The 13,867-nt window shown below is 39.3% G+C and carries 17 protein-coding genes and 1 riboswitch; of the genes, 12 read left to right on the top strand and 5 right to left on the bottom strand.

Annotation, left to right across the window (positions count from 1 at the left end; all coding sequences use genetic code 11):
- Window positions 1–310: 310 nt before the first annotated feature.
- Both SB717_RS22735 and SB717_RS22730 read left to right on the top strand, forming a co-directional pair.
- Window positions 311–1,720, top strand: a complete 1,410-nt coding sequence (locus SB717_RS22735) for a SpoVR family protein (RefSeq protein ID WP_013055269.1) — start codon at window positions 311–313, stop codon at window positions 1,718–1,720.
- A 151-nt stretch (window positions 1,721–1,871) separates the two neighbouring features.
- Entirely contained in the window at window positions 1,872–2,303 is a 432-nt protein-coding gene (locus SB717_RS22730) for an Rrf2 family transcriptional regulator (RefSeq protein ID WP_074682927.1), read from the top strand.
- A gap of 52 nt (window positions 2,304–2,355) precedes the next feature.
- On the opposite strand, the gene SB717_RS22725 is transcribed toward SB717_RS22730, so the two are convergent.
- The gene (locus SB717_RS22725) at window positions 2,356–3,351 is read right to left on the bottom strand and encodes an NADPH:quinone oxidoreductase family protein (protein ID WP_410904785.1); all 996 of its coding nucleotides are present in this window, start codon (window positions 3,349–3,351) and stop codon (window positions 2,356–2,358) included.
- Between the two features lie 179 nt (window positions 3,352–3,530).
- Between SB717_RS22725 and SB717_RS22720 the strand changes: the two genes are divergently transcribed.
- Entirely contained in the window at window positions 3,531–4,475 is a 945-nt protein-coding gene (locus tag SB717_RS22720) for a nucleoside hydrolase (protein ID WP_098623212.1), read from the top strand.
- A 34-nt stretch (window positions 4,476–4,509) separates the two neighbouring features.
- Here the strand turns inward: SB717_RS22720 and SB717_RS22715 are convergent, their stop codons facing one another.
- The 3 genes from SB717_RS22715 to SB717_RS22705 are packed head-to-tail and all read right to left on the bottom strand — an operon-like array spanning window position 4,510 to window position 6,784.
- A complete protein-coding gene (locus SB717_RS22715; RefSeq protein WP_045292439.1) occupies window positions 4,510–5,244 on the bottom strand; it encodes an amino acid ABC transporter ATP-binding protein in 735 nt (244 codons plus the stop codon).
- Between the two features lie 30 nt (window positions 5,245–5,274).
- Window positions 5,275–5,979 (bottom strand): amino acid ABC transporter permease, encoded by a 705-nt coding sequence (locus tag SB717_RS22710; protein WP_074682930.1) that lies wholly within the window; start codon window positions 5,977–5,979, stop codon window positions 5,275–5,277.
- Window positions 5,963–6,784, bottom strand: coding sequence for an amino acid ABC transporter substrate-binding protein (locus SB717_RS22705; protein WP_410904784.1), 822 nt, complete (start codon window positions 6,782–6,784; stop codon window positions 5,963–5,965). The genes SB717_RS22710 and SB717_RS22705 overlap by 17 nt, the downstream gene beginning before the upstream one ends.
- Before the next feature lie 323 nt (window positions 6,785–7,107).
- Between SB717_RS22705 and SB717_RS22700 the strand changes: the two genes are divergently transcribed.
- From SB717_RS22700 to thiD, 9 genes are all read left to right on the top strand, one after another.
- Window positions 7,108–7,524: a fluoride efflux transporter FluC gene (locus SB717_RS22700; RefSeq protein WP_234483876.1), complete on the top strand. Its 417-nt coding sequence runs from the start codon at window positions 7,108–7,110 to the stop codon at window positions 7,522–7,524.
- Complete coding sequence (crcB, locus tag SB717_RS22695; RefSeq protein ID WP_074682933.1) at window positions 7,525–7,914, top strand: fluoride efflux transporter CrcB; 390 nt, start codon at window positions 7,525–7,527, stop codon at window positions 7,912–7,914.
- Window positions 7,915–7,961: 47 nt separating this feature from the next.
- Window positions 7,962–8,177, top strand: a complete 216-nt coding sequence (locus SB717_RS22690) for a hypothetical protein (protein ID WP_013055279.1) — start codon at window positions 7,962–7,964, stop codon at window positions 8,175–8,177.
- A 146-nt stretch (window positions 8,178–8,323) separates the two neighbouring features.
- Window positions 8,324–8,425, top strand: a riboswitch (TPP riboswitch).
- 122 nt (window positions 8,426–8,547) lie between these two features.
- Window positions 8,548–9,171, top strand: coding sequence for a thiamine phosphate synthase (locus SB717_RS22685; RefSeq protein ID WP_074682979.1), 624 nt, complete (start codon window positions 8,548–8,550; stop codon window positions 9,169–9,171).
- Window positions 9,155–10,282, top strand: a complete 1,128-nt coding sequence (gene thiO, locus SB717_RS22680; RefSeq protein WP_074682934.1) for a glycine oxidase ThiO — start codon at window positions 9,155–9,157, stop codon at window positions 10,280–10,282. The genes SB717_RS22685 and thiO overlap by 17 nt, the downstream gene beginning before the upstream one ends.
- Window positions 10,279–10,482 (top strand): sulfur carrier protein ThiS, encoded by a 204-nt coding sequence (gene thiS / locus SB717_RS22675; RefSeq protein WP_028412577.1) that lies wholly within the window; start codon window positions 10,279–10,281, stop codon window positions 10,480–10,482. The genes thiO and thiS overlap by 4 nt, the downstream gene beginning before the upstream one ends.
- Before the next feature lie 5 nt (window positions 10,483–10,487).
- Window positions 10,488–11,255 carry a thiazole synthase gene (locus SB717_RS22670; protein ID WP_045292429.1) on the top strand — a complete coding sequence of 256 codons (768 nt, stop codon included), beginning with the start codon at window positions 10,488–10,490 and terminating at the stop codon, window positions 11,253–11,255.
- Window positions 11,252–12,271: a thiazole biosynthesis adenylyltransferase ThiF gene (locus SB717_RS22665; protein WP_410904783.1), complete on the top strand. Its 1,020-nt coding sequence runs from the start codon at window positions 11,252–11,254 to the stop codon at window positions 12,269–12,271. Before SB717_RS22670 ends, SB717_RS22665 begins: the two co-directional genes overlap by 4 nt.
- Before the next feature lie 20 nt (window positions 12,272–12,291).
- Window positions 12,292–13,101, top strand: coding sequence for a bifunctional hydroxymethylpyrimidine kinase/phosphomethylpyrimidine kinase (thiD, locus tag SB717_RS22660; protein ID WP_074682936.1), 810 nt, complete (start codon window positions 12,292–12,294; stop codon window positions 13,099–13,101).
- 30 nt (window positions 13,102–13,131) lie between these two features.
- On the opposite strand, the gene gpmA is transcribed toward thiD, so the two are convergent.
- Entirely contained in the window at window positions 13,132–13,857 is a 726-nt protein-coding gene (gene gpmA / locus SB717_RS22655) for a 2,3-diphosphoglycerate-dependent phosphoglycerate mutase (RefSeq protein ID WP_410904809.1), read from the bottom strand.
- Window positions 13,858–13,867 lie beyond the last annotated feature (10 nt).

The raw sequence follows: 13,867 nt of genomic DNA, 5'->3' as shown, positions 1-13,867 counted from the left end.
CCTCCTTTTGAGGAGTTGAAATTAGTGTATGATATTTGCGGGAATTCTTACGCTGTAAATGTTGGGCAAAAGACCAGTGCATAATTAAAAGAGGTTGTAGTCATTATGGAAGAAGAATAAACGTACAGACCGGATAAATGATAAGAAGAGCAAAGAATAATGCAGCGTCGCAGTTATATTACATCCATTATTTAAGACAACTAAATAAAAATCCCCTTTTCTTGAAAAAATAAAGCTTCTTTTTGATGAAAACACATGAATTGACATGTTTGTACATAGATTGAAGTAAGGAGTGAAAGGGGGAGCTGTCGTGAAAGAAGCAGATTATAAGCAATTATACCGTGCGATTGATGAAATTACGGAAATAGCTAGCGGTTTCGGCTTGGATTTTTATCCGATGCGCTATGAAATTTGCCCGGCAGATATTATTTATACGTTTGGTGCATATGGGATGCCAACTCGTTTTTCACATTGGAGCTTTGGAAAACAATTTTACAAAATGAAATTACACTACGATCTTGGATTGAGTAAAATTTATGAATTAGTTATCAATTCGGATCCTTGTTATGCATTTTTATTGGATTCCAATGCGCTTATTCAGAATAAATTAATTGTAGCTCACGTGTTAGCCCACTGTGACTTCTTTAAAAATAACAGCCGTTTTGCCAACACTAAACGGGATATGGTAGAAAGTATGGCAGCGACCGCTGATCGAATTAAAGAATACGAAGTAAAGCACGGTAAGCGTGAAGTAGAAAAGTTTTTGGATGCTGTCTTATCGATTCAGGAACATATTGATCCTTCTCTTATGCGTGCTAAGCTTTCTTGGAGCATAGATGATGTAGAATCATCGGAAGAAGAAATCATTTCTCCTTATGATGATTTATGGAATTTGGATTATAAAGAAAAGAAAAAACCAAAACCTCCAAAGTCTTTTAAAAAATTTCCGCCTCAGCCTGAAAAAGACATCTTATTATTTATTGAAGAATACAGCCCTTATTTAGAGGATTGGCAGCGGGATATTTTAACGATGATGCGAGAAGAAATGCTTTATTTCTGGCCGCAGCTTGAAACAAAAATTATGAATGAAGGCTGGGCTTCTTTCTGGCATCAGCGCATTATTCGAGAAATGGACTTAACGAGTGATGAAGCGATAGAATTCGCCAAGCTAAATGCAGGTGTTGTGCAGCCGTCCAAGACGGGAATCAATCCATATTATTTAGGATTAAAAATCTTTGAAGACATTGAAGAACGCTACAACAATCCAACAGAAGATATGATTCGCCGGGGCGTGGAGCCTGGGTCAGGAAGAGAGAAGATGTTTGAGGTACGTGAGGTTGAATCAGATATTTCCTTTATTCGCAATTACTTAACAAAAGATTTAGTCATGCGGGAGGATATGTATTTATTCCAAAAACAAGGAAAAGACTATAAAATCGTCGATAAAGAGTGGACAGAAGTTAGAGATCAGCTTGTTAATATGCGCGTAAACGGGGGATTTCCTTACATCACAGTAACCAATGGAGACTATTTAAAAAATGGAGAGCTCTATTTAAAACACTGGTATGAAGGAATCGAATTAGATGTTAAATACTTAGAAAAAGTGGTACCGTACGTTCATCAGCTTTGGGGCCGACCCGTTCATTTAGAAACGGTAATGGAAGGAAAGCCAATCGCCTTTACGTATGATGGAAAAACAGTGCATAGAAAACATTTGTAAAAAAGAAGACCGCTTAAACAGCGGTCTTTTTGTGCTTCTGTAACTTATCCATATAAATTGAAAAAATAAAATTACTATGCAATAATCGAATGAGAATTACTTTCATAAATGTTGTAACTATAATGATTACAACAAATTAGGAGTGAGAGCAATGAAAATTAGCAGTCGATTCACCGTGGCCGTTCATATACTATCTTTAATTAAAGTAGATAGCAGTCATCCTAGTACTTCAGAGTGGATTGCTAGCAGTGTAAATACAAATCCTGTTGTTATAAGACGAGTAATTGGGATGTTAAAAAAAGGTGGACTCGTGGGCGTAAAAGCCGGAGCTGGCGGAGCTTATCTATTGAAAGATTTAGAAGAGATAACGTTGTTAGACGTTTATCGAGCGGTGGCGGCAGTGGAAGAAGGAGAATTGTTTCAAATGCATGAAAATCCGAATGTGGAGTGTCCTGTAGGAGCCAATATTCAAAGTGTCCTTGAATTGATTTTAAAACGTTCTCAAGATGCCATGGAACAAGTCTTAGCCGATGTGACGATGAAAGAATTAGTGACGGATTTAATAGCAAAAATAGATGCATAATAACATGCTTCTGTTCGTGAAAAAACGGAGAAACCCAGGTTTCTCCGTTTTTTTATAGCTTCACAATTGTTCGTCCTCGAGCTTGTCCTTTTAATAAAGTAGGAAGTACCTCAGGGAGCTGTTGCAGTGAAATTTCCTGCTGAATAAAAGGTTCAAAGCTTTCAGGCTTAAAGTCATTAGCGAGTCTATTCCAAATCTCTTTTCGAGTAGGCATTGGACAGTAAACGGAATCGATGCCGAGTAAATTAATCCCTCTTAAAATGAAGGGAAAGACGGTTGTTGGCACCTTAACTCCAGCTGTTAGCCCGCTGACCGCTACAGAGCCTCCGTACTGAATTTGACTGAGAACAGAAGCTAGAGGCTCTCCGCCCACAGGATCCACCGCAGCAGCCCATTTTTGCTTGCCTAATGCTTTTAATTTGCCATTATAAACGTCTTCACGCGCTACAATAGAGGAAGCGCCAAGCTCTTTCAAATAAGCTGCTTCCGAGCTTTTTCCCGTACTTGCTTCCACTGTGTAGCCTAATTTTGAAAGAATGGCAACCGCAAAGCTTCCTACGCCTCCCGTAGCGCCTGTTACAAGTACGGAGCCATTAGCTGGACTAGTATGATTTTCCTCTAAGCGATGCACAGATAAAGCAGCTGTAAAGCCAGCTGTTCCGATAATCATTGCTTCTTTTAACGTTAAATTTTCAGGAAGAGGCACAACCCATTCGCTGCGTACGCGCGCATACTCACTGTAGCCTCCAAAGTGCGATACGCCAATGTCATAGCTTGTTGCGATGACACGATCACCTTCTTTAAAATCAGGGCTGTCAGAAGATACAACAACTCCTGCTAGGTCGATTCCTGGGACAAATGGGTAGCTTGTCACAATATTGCCATTTGCGATGCTGGCTAAGCTATCTTTATAATTCAACCCTGAATAATGCACGCGAATAAGTACATCGCCTTCTGGCAAATCGTTTAGCGTCAGTTCTTGGACAGAGGCCTCCACTTGTTCTTTACCTGTTTTATCTACCACTAATGCTGAAAATGATTGCTCCATTTTATTTCTCCTTTCTATACTGAGATGTATATATCTATACATAGATTACCTTATTTCTATACCCATTATAGAAAATAATAAAAGAAGTTCCTAATACTTTGATTACGAAAGAGGCCATTTCATTATAAAATAGTGGTATAGCTATTAGGTAGCAATACATAGAAAAGAGGAGAAGAGAAATGAGCACAAACATATATTTTAACCATGATGCAGGGATTGATGATTTAGTATCCCTTTTTTTACTGCTGCAAATGGATGATGTAAAGGTAACGGGGGTATCTGTTATTCCTGCTGACGGATACTTAGAGCCAGGTATCAGTGCAAGCCAAAAAATTATTGATCGTTTTGGAAGTTATGATGTCGAGGTAGCCAAATCTACTTCACGCGGTATGAACCCATTTCCAAAAGAATGGCGCATGCATACGTTCTATGTAGATGCACTGCCAATTTTAAATGAAAAAGGGGAAGTGCAAACAAAAATAAGTCAGCTGCCTGCTCATGATCATTTAATTGAAACATTGCAGCACACAGCCGGAAAAACGACTTTATTATTTACAGGACCCCTAACTGATTTAGCAAGAGCGCTTGAAAAAGCGCCGGAAATAGAAGAGAAGATTGATAAGTTAGTGTGGATGGGAGGTACATTTCAAGAAGTAGGAAATGTGCAGGAGCCTGAACATGATGGAACGGCGGAATGGAATGCTTTTTGGGATCCAGAAGCAGTAGCAAAAGTATGGGAAAGCAGCATTAAAATTGAGATGGTTGCTTTAGAAAGCACAAATCAAGTTCCATTAACGCCGGCTATTCGTCAAATGTGGGCTTCACTTCGAAAGTACGAAGGAGTAGACTTTGTAGGGCAGTGCTACGCGGCTTGTCCGCCGCTTGTGCACGTTGAAACCAATTCAACATATTATTTGTGGGATGTACTCACAACAGCATTTACAGGGAATTCAACGCTTGTGAAGGTGAAAACCGTTTCGAGTATTGTGCATACAGAAACACCAAGCCAAGGAAGAACAGAAATTTCTGAAGAAGGACGACCTGTAGATGTCGTATATGATGTCACAGCTGAATCATTCTTTACGTACATTACAGATTTAATGAAAAAAGCAGTAGCCAAATAAAGAAAAAGGTTGCACGTGAAAATGTGCAACCTTTTTAGTGAATCATATTTAAAAATTGACGTGTACGCTCTTGTTGAGGATTTGAAAATATTTGATCCGGTGTACCTCTTTCCATAATGACGCCTTGGTCCATAAAAATAACTTCATCTGCTACTTCACGGGCAAAGCGCATTTCATGAGTTACCACCACCATCGTCATTCCTTCTTTTGCCAGGTCTTTCATCGCTTGAAGAACATCTCCTACAAGCTCAGGGTCAAGAGCTGAAGTAGGCTCATCAAACAGCATAACTTTTGGGTCCATCGCCATTGCTCGAGCGATGCCAACGCGCTGCTGTTGTCCGCCTGATAGTTGGAAAGGATAAAAGTCAAGCTTATCTCCTAAACCAACTCGTGTTAATAATTCTTTCCCTCTTTTTTCTGCTTCTTGAGTAGAAATGCCTTTTACAATTACAGGACCTTCCATAACATTTTCAAGCGCACTTTTATGAGGAAACAAGTTATAGTTTTGAAAGACCATCCCTGTTAGGCTTCGAAATGAAGTGATGTCTTTTTTACGAACAGGTTTGGTGAAATTCATGCTTTTTTTATCAAGTTCAATTGTACCGTCTGTTGGGATTTCTAAAAGATTTAAGCAACGTAAAAAAGTAGTTTTACCCGATCCAGAAGGACCAATTAATACAATTACCTTGCCCTGTTCAACTTCTAAATCAATCCCTTTTAATACTTGCAAATCACCGAATGATTTATGCAAATTTTTGATATTAATCATATGAAAAACTCCTTTAGCTACTCGAAACGGTTATTTAGATACGTAACGATCTAGTCTTATTTCAATGCGTCCTTGGATAATGGATAAGATTGTGCACATAATCCAGTACAAGAGCGCTGCTTCACTATAAAGAAGTAAAAACTCATAGTTAGTGGAAGCAATTTCTTGAGCTTTACGGAACATCTCAGAAACCAGAATAAGCGATGCAAGTGACGTATCTTTAATAAGGCTAATAAAAGAGTTAGATAATGGCGGAATCGATACACGTGCTGCTTGCGGTAAAATAATTCGTCTTAACGCTTGGGAATAGGTCATACCAAGTGAGTAGCCAGCTTCCCACTGTCCTTTAGGAATAGATTGAATCGCTGCTCGGATAATTTCAGATGCATACGCACCTACACTTAATGAAAATCCAATAATAGCAGAGATAAATGGGTCAATTGTTATATCTAAATTGGGTAAGCCGTAGAAAATAATAAATAATTGCACAAGCAGCGGTGTACCTCGAATAATCGATACATAGATGCGCGCAATTATATTTAAAACTTTTATAGATGATAAACGAGCCAAGGCTGTTAAGACAGCTAAAATGATACCGAGTACAAACGTGATTAATGTTAGTGGAATAGAATATTGAATAGCTCCCTTTAGCATTGGTAAGAGAGATGATTGAGCGATTGAACTCAATTGATTCAATCGCTCTCCATCAGGAAAAATATTATTTAGGAGAAACATCTTCGCCAAACCATTTCTTAGAAATTTTTGCGTATGTTCCGTCTTTTTTCATATCTTTCAATGCTTTGTTTACTTTATCCACTAACTTACCGCTGTCTTTTCTAAACATAAAGCCGCTTGCAGCACCATCGGATTTTTCATCCGCGATTTTGATAGGTGCGTTAGGGTGCTTTTTCTTATAGTCAAGGAACGATAATTTATCGTTGATTGTAGCATCAACACGGTTTGCGCTTATTAGTTCTACTGCTTGAGCAAAACCTTCGGCACTCGTAATGTTTGCACCGTAAGATTGAGCCATGTCTTTGTAGTTACTTGTTAATGACTGCGCTGATTTTTTTCCTTTTAAATCTTTAAATGATTTGATATCTTTTTCGTCTTTACGAACAATTAACACGGCGCCTGACTGGATGTATGGGTCAGAGAAATCGTATTTCTTTTGACGATCTTCACGAATACCCACTTCATTAGCAATCATGTCAAATCGTTTAGCATCTAATCCAGCAAACATGCCATCCCACTGTGTTTCTTTGAACTCAGCTTTTACGCCAAGACGTTTAGCTACTTCTTGAGCCAATTCTACATCAAACCCAGTTAGCTTTTGTTTGTCATCATGAAAAGTGAACGGAGGGTATGTACCTTCAGTTCCAATTGTTAATACGCCATCTTTTTTCACTTTATTATATAAATCCTCTTGTGAAGATTTATTGTCTCCATTGTTTGCTTCATTTTTTGAGCTAGAACCGCATGCGGCAAGCACAACTGTGAAAGCTAATAGTAGCGACAAAAGTGCAACAAATTTCTTCATTTTCTAAACCCCCTAGTATTCTGATAGGAAATGATACTCTGTGATACTAAACAAGAACACAGCAAAAGTCAACAAAAAAAACTTATACGATTAATGTGACTTAAAATAAGGGAAATATACCTTCTATACACGGTTTGTCATAAGGATACAGAAAGATTTTAAAATTTGGATTAAGTGGATTTTTAAGGGATATTTGAGGAGTAAAAAGGAAGTTTCATGCGACGATTTTCTCTTTCATTTTTTCATGACTTTTGGTGCAATAAACATATAGTTAAATGTTAAGGTAGAAATAAATTCCTTATGGTACACTTAAAGAAGAATTTATGAAACGGAGCGATATGATGAAAGCCATAAACTTAATCTCAATTGCCTTTGGTGCTATCGCTGGTACATATGCACGTTATTTGCTTAATCTTTCCTTATTATATACGGGCTGTCCAATAGGAACGGTAATTGAAAACCTATTAGGAAGCTTCATACTAGGCCTATTAACAGGATTTTTTGCATGGAAAAAGCCAAAAGAATGGATAAAGCTTGGACTAGGAGTGGGCGTGTGCGGCGGTTTTACAACGTATTCAACGTTTGCAGGAGACGTCATTTCTCTCACTCAGCACCATTTATTTGGAGGAGCCATTTATGCCATTGTCTCTTTAGTAGGTGGAATACTTCTTGCTTTAGCAGGCTATCTATGCGGTGAAGCGGCAGGGAAAAATTTAGTGAAAGTACATGAGGTGAAGTAAATGAGCATAGTGAGCTTGGCGCTTGGCGGGGCGGCTGGAGGAATATGCCGTTATCTTTTGGGTTTAAAAGTTACAAAAATAGTTTCAAACCCTCCTTTTCCAGTATCAATGCTGTTTGTAAACTTGCTCGGTGCGTTTGGGCTTGGTCTTTTTTACGGTAGTTATTATGGAAAGATTCCGAGTCATGCTTATGATGATTCAATATTTTTAATGATTGGCATTGGGTTTTTTGGTGCCTTTACCACTTTTTCAACGTTTAGTGTGGAAACCGTGCAGTTAATTCGAGAAAAATCTTATAGAAAAATGTTGGCGTACGTGGGGATTTCAGCATTTGGAACAGTTGGTTTATTTACAGTCGGTTTACTGGCAGGAACGTTTTTATTTAAGTAAAGAGAACGTTTCTAGTAGGGAAAAACAAAAAGACGGAGAAGTAGAGAATGGATAGAAAAGCAGAAGTTTGGAAATACATTTTGTTGATTGTAGCTGTTGCAGGTCAGATCATCGGTTTTTTATTTTTATTTATAAATGTTGTGGCGGCATTTATTTTTTACGGTTTTTATATTCTAACTTTTATTATGTTACTCCTGCTGTTTATATGGGATCGGAAAAAGGAAAAAGACAAAGAAGAATTTGACGACTATACCGATTACTAACCATGTAAAAAGCATAATAATGCGGTGCGCCGGGTCTCTTAGAAAGATACATCTATAAAAGGAAGAGAGCCGTAAGCGTATAAAGAGATATTGTATTTACATCTAGTTGTGTTATAATTTTAAGTGCGAAAACAAAATTAATAAATAGCAATCACTAGGGGCGCTTTCTGAAGCTGAGACGAATGTATTTCGGACCCTTTGAACCTGATCTGGTTTGGACCAGCGTAGGGAAGTGGCGATCATGTTTACATAACGATGCATGCTAACCACTCTACGTTGTAGAGTGGTTTTTTGTATGCAATAAAGCCCTCTGCACAAGATGAAGTGATTGAAATTTCTCTTTATCTCTGAATGGAAAGGTTTCGATCATGTGGATATTCCTAAATTTCATGTCATTACAACAGATAAGCAGTCAATCGAAGAGCTTCAAAAAATTTTAACGGCTATCGCGCCTTTTGCGGGTGCCATTCATATTAGAGAAAAAGAGAAAACGGCAAAGCAGATTCAATGTTTACTAGAAAGCCTGCCATTTTGTCGCTCTAAAATTATTGTGAATGACCGAGTTGATGTAGCGCATGCTTTAAAAGCAAAAGGCGTACAGCTTGCCTATCATAGTTTAGACGTTTCGTTTGTTATAGACGCATTTCCTTCTCTTATTGTCGGAAAGTCAGTTCACTCTGTGGAAGAGGCTTTAGAAGCTGAAAAAGATGGTGCTCACTACATTCTATACGGACATATTTATTCAACACATTCAAAAAAAGGATTAAAAAGTCGAGGGGTAGCAGCACTAAAAGAAGTAGTAGACGCTGTGCAGATACCGGTTATTGCCATTGGAGGAATTACACCTGTAAATGCCAAAGAGGTACTTCAAACAGGAGCACACGGTATAGCTGTGATGTCTGGTGTTATGCTTGCGCAAGATCCCCTCAAAGCGATTAAACAATATTCTCATATATGGACATCTGGAGGTGGAGAAAATGAAGCAGCATTATGATGTACTGTTAATCGGAGGAGGTATAATCAGCTCTTCTATCGCTTATCATTTGTCAAAACAAGGAGCGTCAGTAGCTATTCTTGAGCGTAATCAAATTGGTTGTGAAGCTTCAAGTGCAGCCGCTGGTATTCTAGGTGCTCAAGCTGAAATTGATGAAGAAGGTCCTCTTTTAGACCTTGCTATTAAGAGCAGAAGCATGTTTCCTGAGCTGGTGAAGGAACTAAAAGAAAAAACGGCCATCGACGTAGAGCTCATTCAAAAAGGCTTATTAAAAGTCGCTGTAACAGAAGAAGATGCACACGTATTAAAGAAAAAAGCCGCTCAGCACCACCGGTGGGATGAACATGTAAGATGGATCGATGTAAAAGAAGCGCGTTTGTTAGAACCCGGGCTCTCTCCAGACATATACGGAGCCATTACAATACCGGGAGACGGCCAGCTAGCTCCGGCTAAGTTAACGCAAGCTCTTGCTCATGGAGCCTTGTATCACGGAGCAGATGTATTCGAATACTGTGACGTTCATTCTCTTATTATGGAAAGTGAAACAGTAAAAGGTGTACAGACGTCCAAAGGCTCTTTTTATGGAGGAAAAGTAGTTATTGCAGCAGGCTCATGGGCTAAACGCTTTATTTCTTCTGAACATTTGGGTCACGTGTTTCCCGTAAAAGGGGAGTGTATTGCTCTTCAAAGTCATAAGCCGCTGCTTTCTAAAACGATTTTTTTAGATGAAGGTTTTTACTTAGTGCCTAAGACTGGCGGAAGGATCGTAATTGGGGCAACTAAGCTACAGCACGATTTTACTAAGACCGTTTCTGCACAAGGTATTCAATTTTTGCTAAATAAAGCTTCTGCGCTTCTGCCGGCTATTAAAGAAGCCACATTTGAAAAAGCATGGGCTGGTCTTCGTCCACAAACAAATGATGGCTGGCCTTATTTAGGAGAGCATCCTGAAATAGCCAATCTACACATGGCGTTTGGCCACTACCGAAACGGTATTTTATTAAGTGCTGCAACTGGAAAAGTTATGGCTGATGCTTTGTTAGGGGAAAAGCCGAATCATTCATTTTTTACATCATTTCAGCTAACGAGAGCAATGGAGGGAGTTCATTGAATCTAATTATTAATGGTAAGACCGTCACTGTCGGAGATGAAATTGAAACGGTCGAGCACTTGCTGCAGGCTCAGAGTCTGCATGAGCGAGTTGTAATTGTTGAATTAAACAAGAACATTTTGCAAAAAGAAGAACATAGCGATGCATGCTTAAAAGATGGAGATACATTAGAAGTTGTTTCATTTGTTGGAGGAGGATGAAGAGTATGTTAAAAATTGGACAATATACATTTAATTCACGTTTATTATTAGGAACAGGCAAATTTCCGGACTTTACGACTCAGCGTCAAGCGGTAGAAGAGTCGGAAACAGAAATTTTAACATTTGCGGTTAGACGAATGGATATTTTTGATCAAAATCAGCCTAATTTATTAGAAGCACTTGATGTGAAGCGTTTCACTCTTTTACCTAACACTGCTGGAGCAAAAAATGCAGAAGAGGCCGTACGTATTGCTAAATTAGCAAAGGCTTCTGGACTTTGTGACATGGTAAAAGTGGAAGTGATTGGATGTAATAAAACGCTGCTTCCTGATCCAGTTGAAACATTAAAAGCTAGTGAAGAACTGTTAAAAGAGGGCTTTACCGTTTTACCTTACACATCAGATGATGTTTTACTTGCGCGTCGTTTAGAGGAGTTAGGCGTACATGCCATTATGCCAGGAGCTTCGCCTATCGGTTCAGGTCAAGGTATTATTAATCCGTTGAACATGCGTTTTATCATTGAACAATCAACTGTTCCAGTAATTGTAGATGCAGGTATTGGAACGGCTTCAGACGCAGCTCAAGCTATGGAGCTAGGAGCAGATGGTGTGCTATTAAATACAGCTGTTTCAGGAGCAAAAGATCCTGTGAAAATGGCTCGTGCTATGAAGCTAGCGATTGAAGCAGGACGAGCAGCATTTGAAGCAGGACGTATTGAAAAGAAACAATATGCAACGGCAAGCAGTCCAACAGAAGGGATGAGTATCGGTTGATTAATCGTTATTCCCGCCAAGAATTGTTTCAACCTATTGGAAAAGGCGGACAGCAGCAAATTCAAGAAAAGCATGTTCTCATTGTAGGAGCAGGTGCTCTTGGAACAGGGAACGCCGAGGCCCTTGCACGAGCGGGAGTAAAGAAAATAACGCTCATCGATCGGGACTATGTAGAGTGGAGCAACCTTCAGCGGCAGCAATTGTATAGTGAGAAAGATGCTGATAAAAGAATTCCAAAAGCAATTGCCGCTAAAAAACGGCTTCATGATATTAATCACGATGTAAAAGTAGAAGCGCACGTAGCAGACGGTACCCCTCAAGTTTTAGAACAGCTTGTTGAGGGGGTAGATGTTATGATTGATGCAACCGATAATTTTGACACACGCCTTGTAATGAATGATTTATCACAAAAATATGATATTCCTTGGATTTACGGAGCATGTGTAGGAAGTTACGGAATTAGTTATACTATCATACCAAGTGAAACACCGTGTTTATCCTGTTTGCTTGAATCTGTACCGCTTGGAGGGTTAACATGTGATACAGTGGGGATTATTAGTCCTGCTGTACAAATGGTAGTCGCTCATCAAGTAACAGAGGTGTTAAAAATATTAGTTGGAGACTGGAATGCGCTCAGGAGGGAACTTGTTTCGTTTGACGTATGGAAAAATGAGTATACGAGCATCAATGTGAACGTGTTTCGCAAATCTGCTTGCCGCTCATGCGGCAGTGAACAAACGTATCCCTTTTTACAATATGAAAATCAAACGAAAACAGCTGTGCTATGCGGAAGAAACACGGTACAAATCCGTCCGGGTAAATCAGCCAAGCAGCCGCTGCAGTCTTTAGGTGAACGATTAAAAGGAAAAGGATATAAAATTGAACAAAATCCGTATCTGCTTTCTTTTTATGTAGATGATTACCGTTTAGTTATGTTTCAAGATGGGCGCGTCTTTGTCCATGGAACAAACGATATAGTAGAAGCAAAGTCACTTTATCATCGGTATATTGGGTAAGAGAGATGGAGGTTTCAAGCATGACAGTACCAAAAGCATTAACCATTGCTGGATCAGACAGCGGTGGAGGAGCAGGCATTCAAGCAGATTTAAAAACATTTCAAGAGCGTGACGTTTTTGGCATGTCTGTTATTACAGCTGTGACCGCACAAAATACAGTTGGCGTTCAAGGAGTTTATCCTTTAGAAGTAGAAGCAGTTGAAACGCAGTTAGATTCAATTGCCACTGACTTATTTCCCAATGCAGTGAAGACAGGTATGTTGTTCAGTGCTGATATTATTTACGCAGTGGCTCGTAAAATCAAACAGTACGGACTGCAAAATGTTGTAGTTGATCCCGTTATGATTGCAAAAGGCGGTCAGTCTCTTCTTCAAAGAGAAGCCGTACAGGCTCTAAAAGAATTATTGCCTCTTTGTGAAGTCATTACGCCGAACATACCGGAGGCGGAAGTCATCACGGGTAAAGAAATTCACACGATCGAAGACCGAAAAGAAGCGGCAAAACAGATTCATGAGCTAGGTGTAAAGCACGTGGTAATTAAAGGCGGACATGATCAATCTCATCAAGATATGATTGATATAGTGTATGATGGTCATAAGTACGTTGAAATCACGCATGAAAAGATGAATACAAAGCATACACATGGAACGGGATGCACGTTTGCTGCTTGCGTCACAGCTGAAATAGCGAAAGGCAAAAGCGTGGTTGAAGCAGTTCAAATCGCTTCCGATTTTGTTCACTATGCGATTAAGCACACGCTTGAAATTGGTTCCGGACACGGTCCTACTAATCACTGGGCGTATGGAAAATACTTTCGTTCAAAAATATAAAAAAACGTGCCTACCATCTAGGCACGTTTTTTATGAAGAAGGAATATGGGTAGGAATCTCTCCATCGATGCCTAAATAATAATGTCTAAGGGGCTTTAAATTATCATCAAGCTCATAAACAAGCGGCACGCTTGTAGGAATATTCAAGTTCGCAATGCCATCAGGCGAAATGTTATCCAAGTACTGCATCAGAGCCCTAATCGTATTACCGTGAGCGGAAATAATAACCTTTTTGCCAGCTTTAATAGAAGGAGCAATAGTTTCGTCCCAATATTCTAGAACCCGCTTTTCTGTATCGGCTAAGTTTTCCGTTACAGGAAATTGTCCCTTACCTAATTCCTTATACTTAGGGTTGAAAGCTTCATAGCGAATATCTGTTGTCTCTAAAGCAGGAGGGCGTTCGTTCATCGACCTTCTCCACAAATGCACTTGCTCTTCTCCAAATTTTTTTGCGGTTTCTTCTTTGTTCAAACCTTGAAGAGCCCCGTAGTGACGTTCATTCAGCCTCCAAGATTTGTATACAGGAATCCACATGAAGTCCATTTGATGTAAGACAATCCATAGAGTGCGAATGGATCGTTTTAAAACAGAAGTATAGGCAATATCAAAAGTATATTCGTTTTTCTTTAGCACTTTTCCAGCTTCTCGCGCTTCTTGCAATCCATTTTTAGAAAGATCTACATCCGTCCAGCCTGTAAATTTATTTTCCAGATTCCATACGCTTTGTCCGTGCCGAATCAACACAAGTTTTATCATCATGTTCTCC

Origin of the sequence: Priestia sp. SIMBA_032 (genome assembly GCF_046535215.1) — a bacterium.
GTDB lineage: Bacteria > Bacillota > Bacilli > Bacillales > Bacillaceae_H > Priestia > Priestia aryabhattai.
Note: the sequence above shows the minus strand (reverse complement) of the source record. Positions and strands in the feature narration are given on the sequence as shown.

What these genes read in the sequence shown, in the direction of transcription:
- SB717_RS22730 (WP_074682927.1), top strand. Translation starts at nt 1,872, where the DNA reads ATGAAAATTAGCAGTCGATTCACCGTGGCCGTTCATATACTATCTTTA.
- SB717_RS22725 (WP_410904785.1), bottom strand. Translation starts at nt 3,351, where the DNA reads ATGGAGCAATCATTTTCAGCATTAGTGGTAGATAAAACAGGTAAAGAA.
- SB717_RS22720 (WP_098623212.1), top strand. Translation starts at nt 3,531, where the DNA reads ATGAGCACAAACATATATTTTAACCATGATGCAGGGATTGATGATTTA.
- SB717_RS22715 (WP_045292439.1), bottom strand. Translation starts at nt 5,244, where the DNA reads ATGATTAATATCAAAAATTTGCATAAATCATTCGGTGATTTGCAAGTA.
- SB717_RS22710 (WP_074682930.1), bottom strand. Translation starts at nt 5,979, where the DNA reads ATGTTTCTCCTAAATAATATTTTTCCTGATGGAGAGCGATTGAATCAA.
- SB717_RS22705 (WP_410904784.1), bottom strand. Translation starts at nt 6,784, where the DNA reads ATGAAGAAATTTGTTGCACTTTTGTCGCTACTATTAGCTTTCACAGTT.
- SB717_RS22700 (WP_234483876.1), top strand. Translation starts at nt 7,108, where the DNA reads ATGAAACGGAGCGATATGATGAAAGCCATAAACTTAATCTCAATTGCC.
- crcB (WP_074682933.1), top strand. Translation starts at nt 7,525, where the DNA reads ATGAGCATAGTGAGCTTGGCGCTTGGCGGGGCGGCTGGAGGAATATGC.
- SB717_RS22690 (WP_013055279.1), top strand. Translation starts at nt 7,962, where the DNA reads ATGGATAGAAAAGCAGAAGTTTGGAAATACATTTTGTTGATTGTAGCT.
- thiO (WP_074682934.1), top strand. Translation starts at nt 9,155, where the DNA reads ATGAAGCAGCATTATGATGTACTGTTAATCGGAGGAGGTATAATCAGC.
- SB717_RS22670 (WP_045292429.1), top strand. Translation starts at nt 10,488, where the DNA reads ATGTTAAAAATTGGACAATATACATTTAATTCACGTTTATTATTAGGA.
- thiD (WP_074682936.1), top strand. Translation starts at nt 12,292, where the DNA reads ATGACAGTACCAAAAGCATTAACCATTGCTGGATCAGACAGCGGTGGA.
- gpmA (WP_410904809.1), bottom strand. Translation starts at nt 13,857, where the DNA reads ATGATAAAACTTGTGTTGATTCGGCACGGACAAAGCGTATGGAATCTG.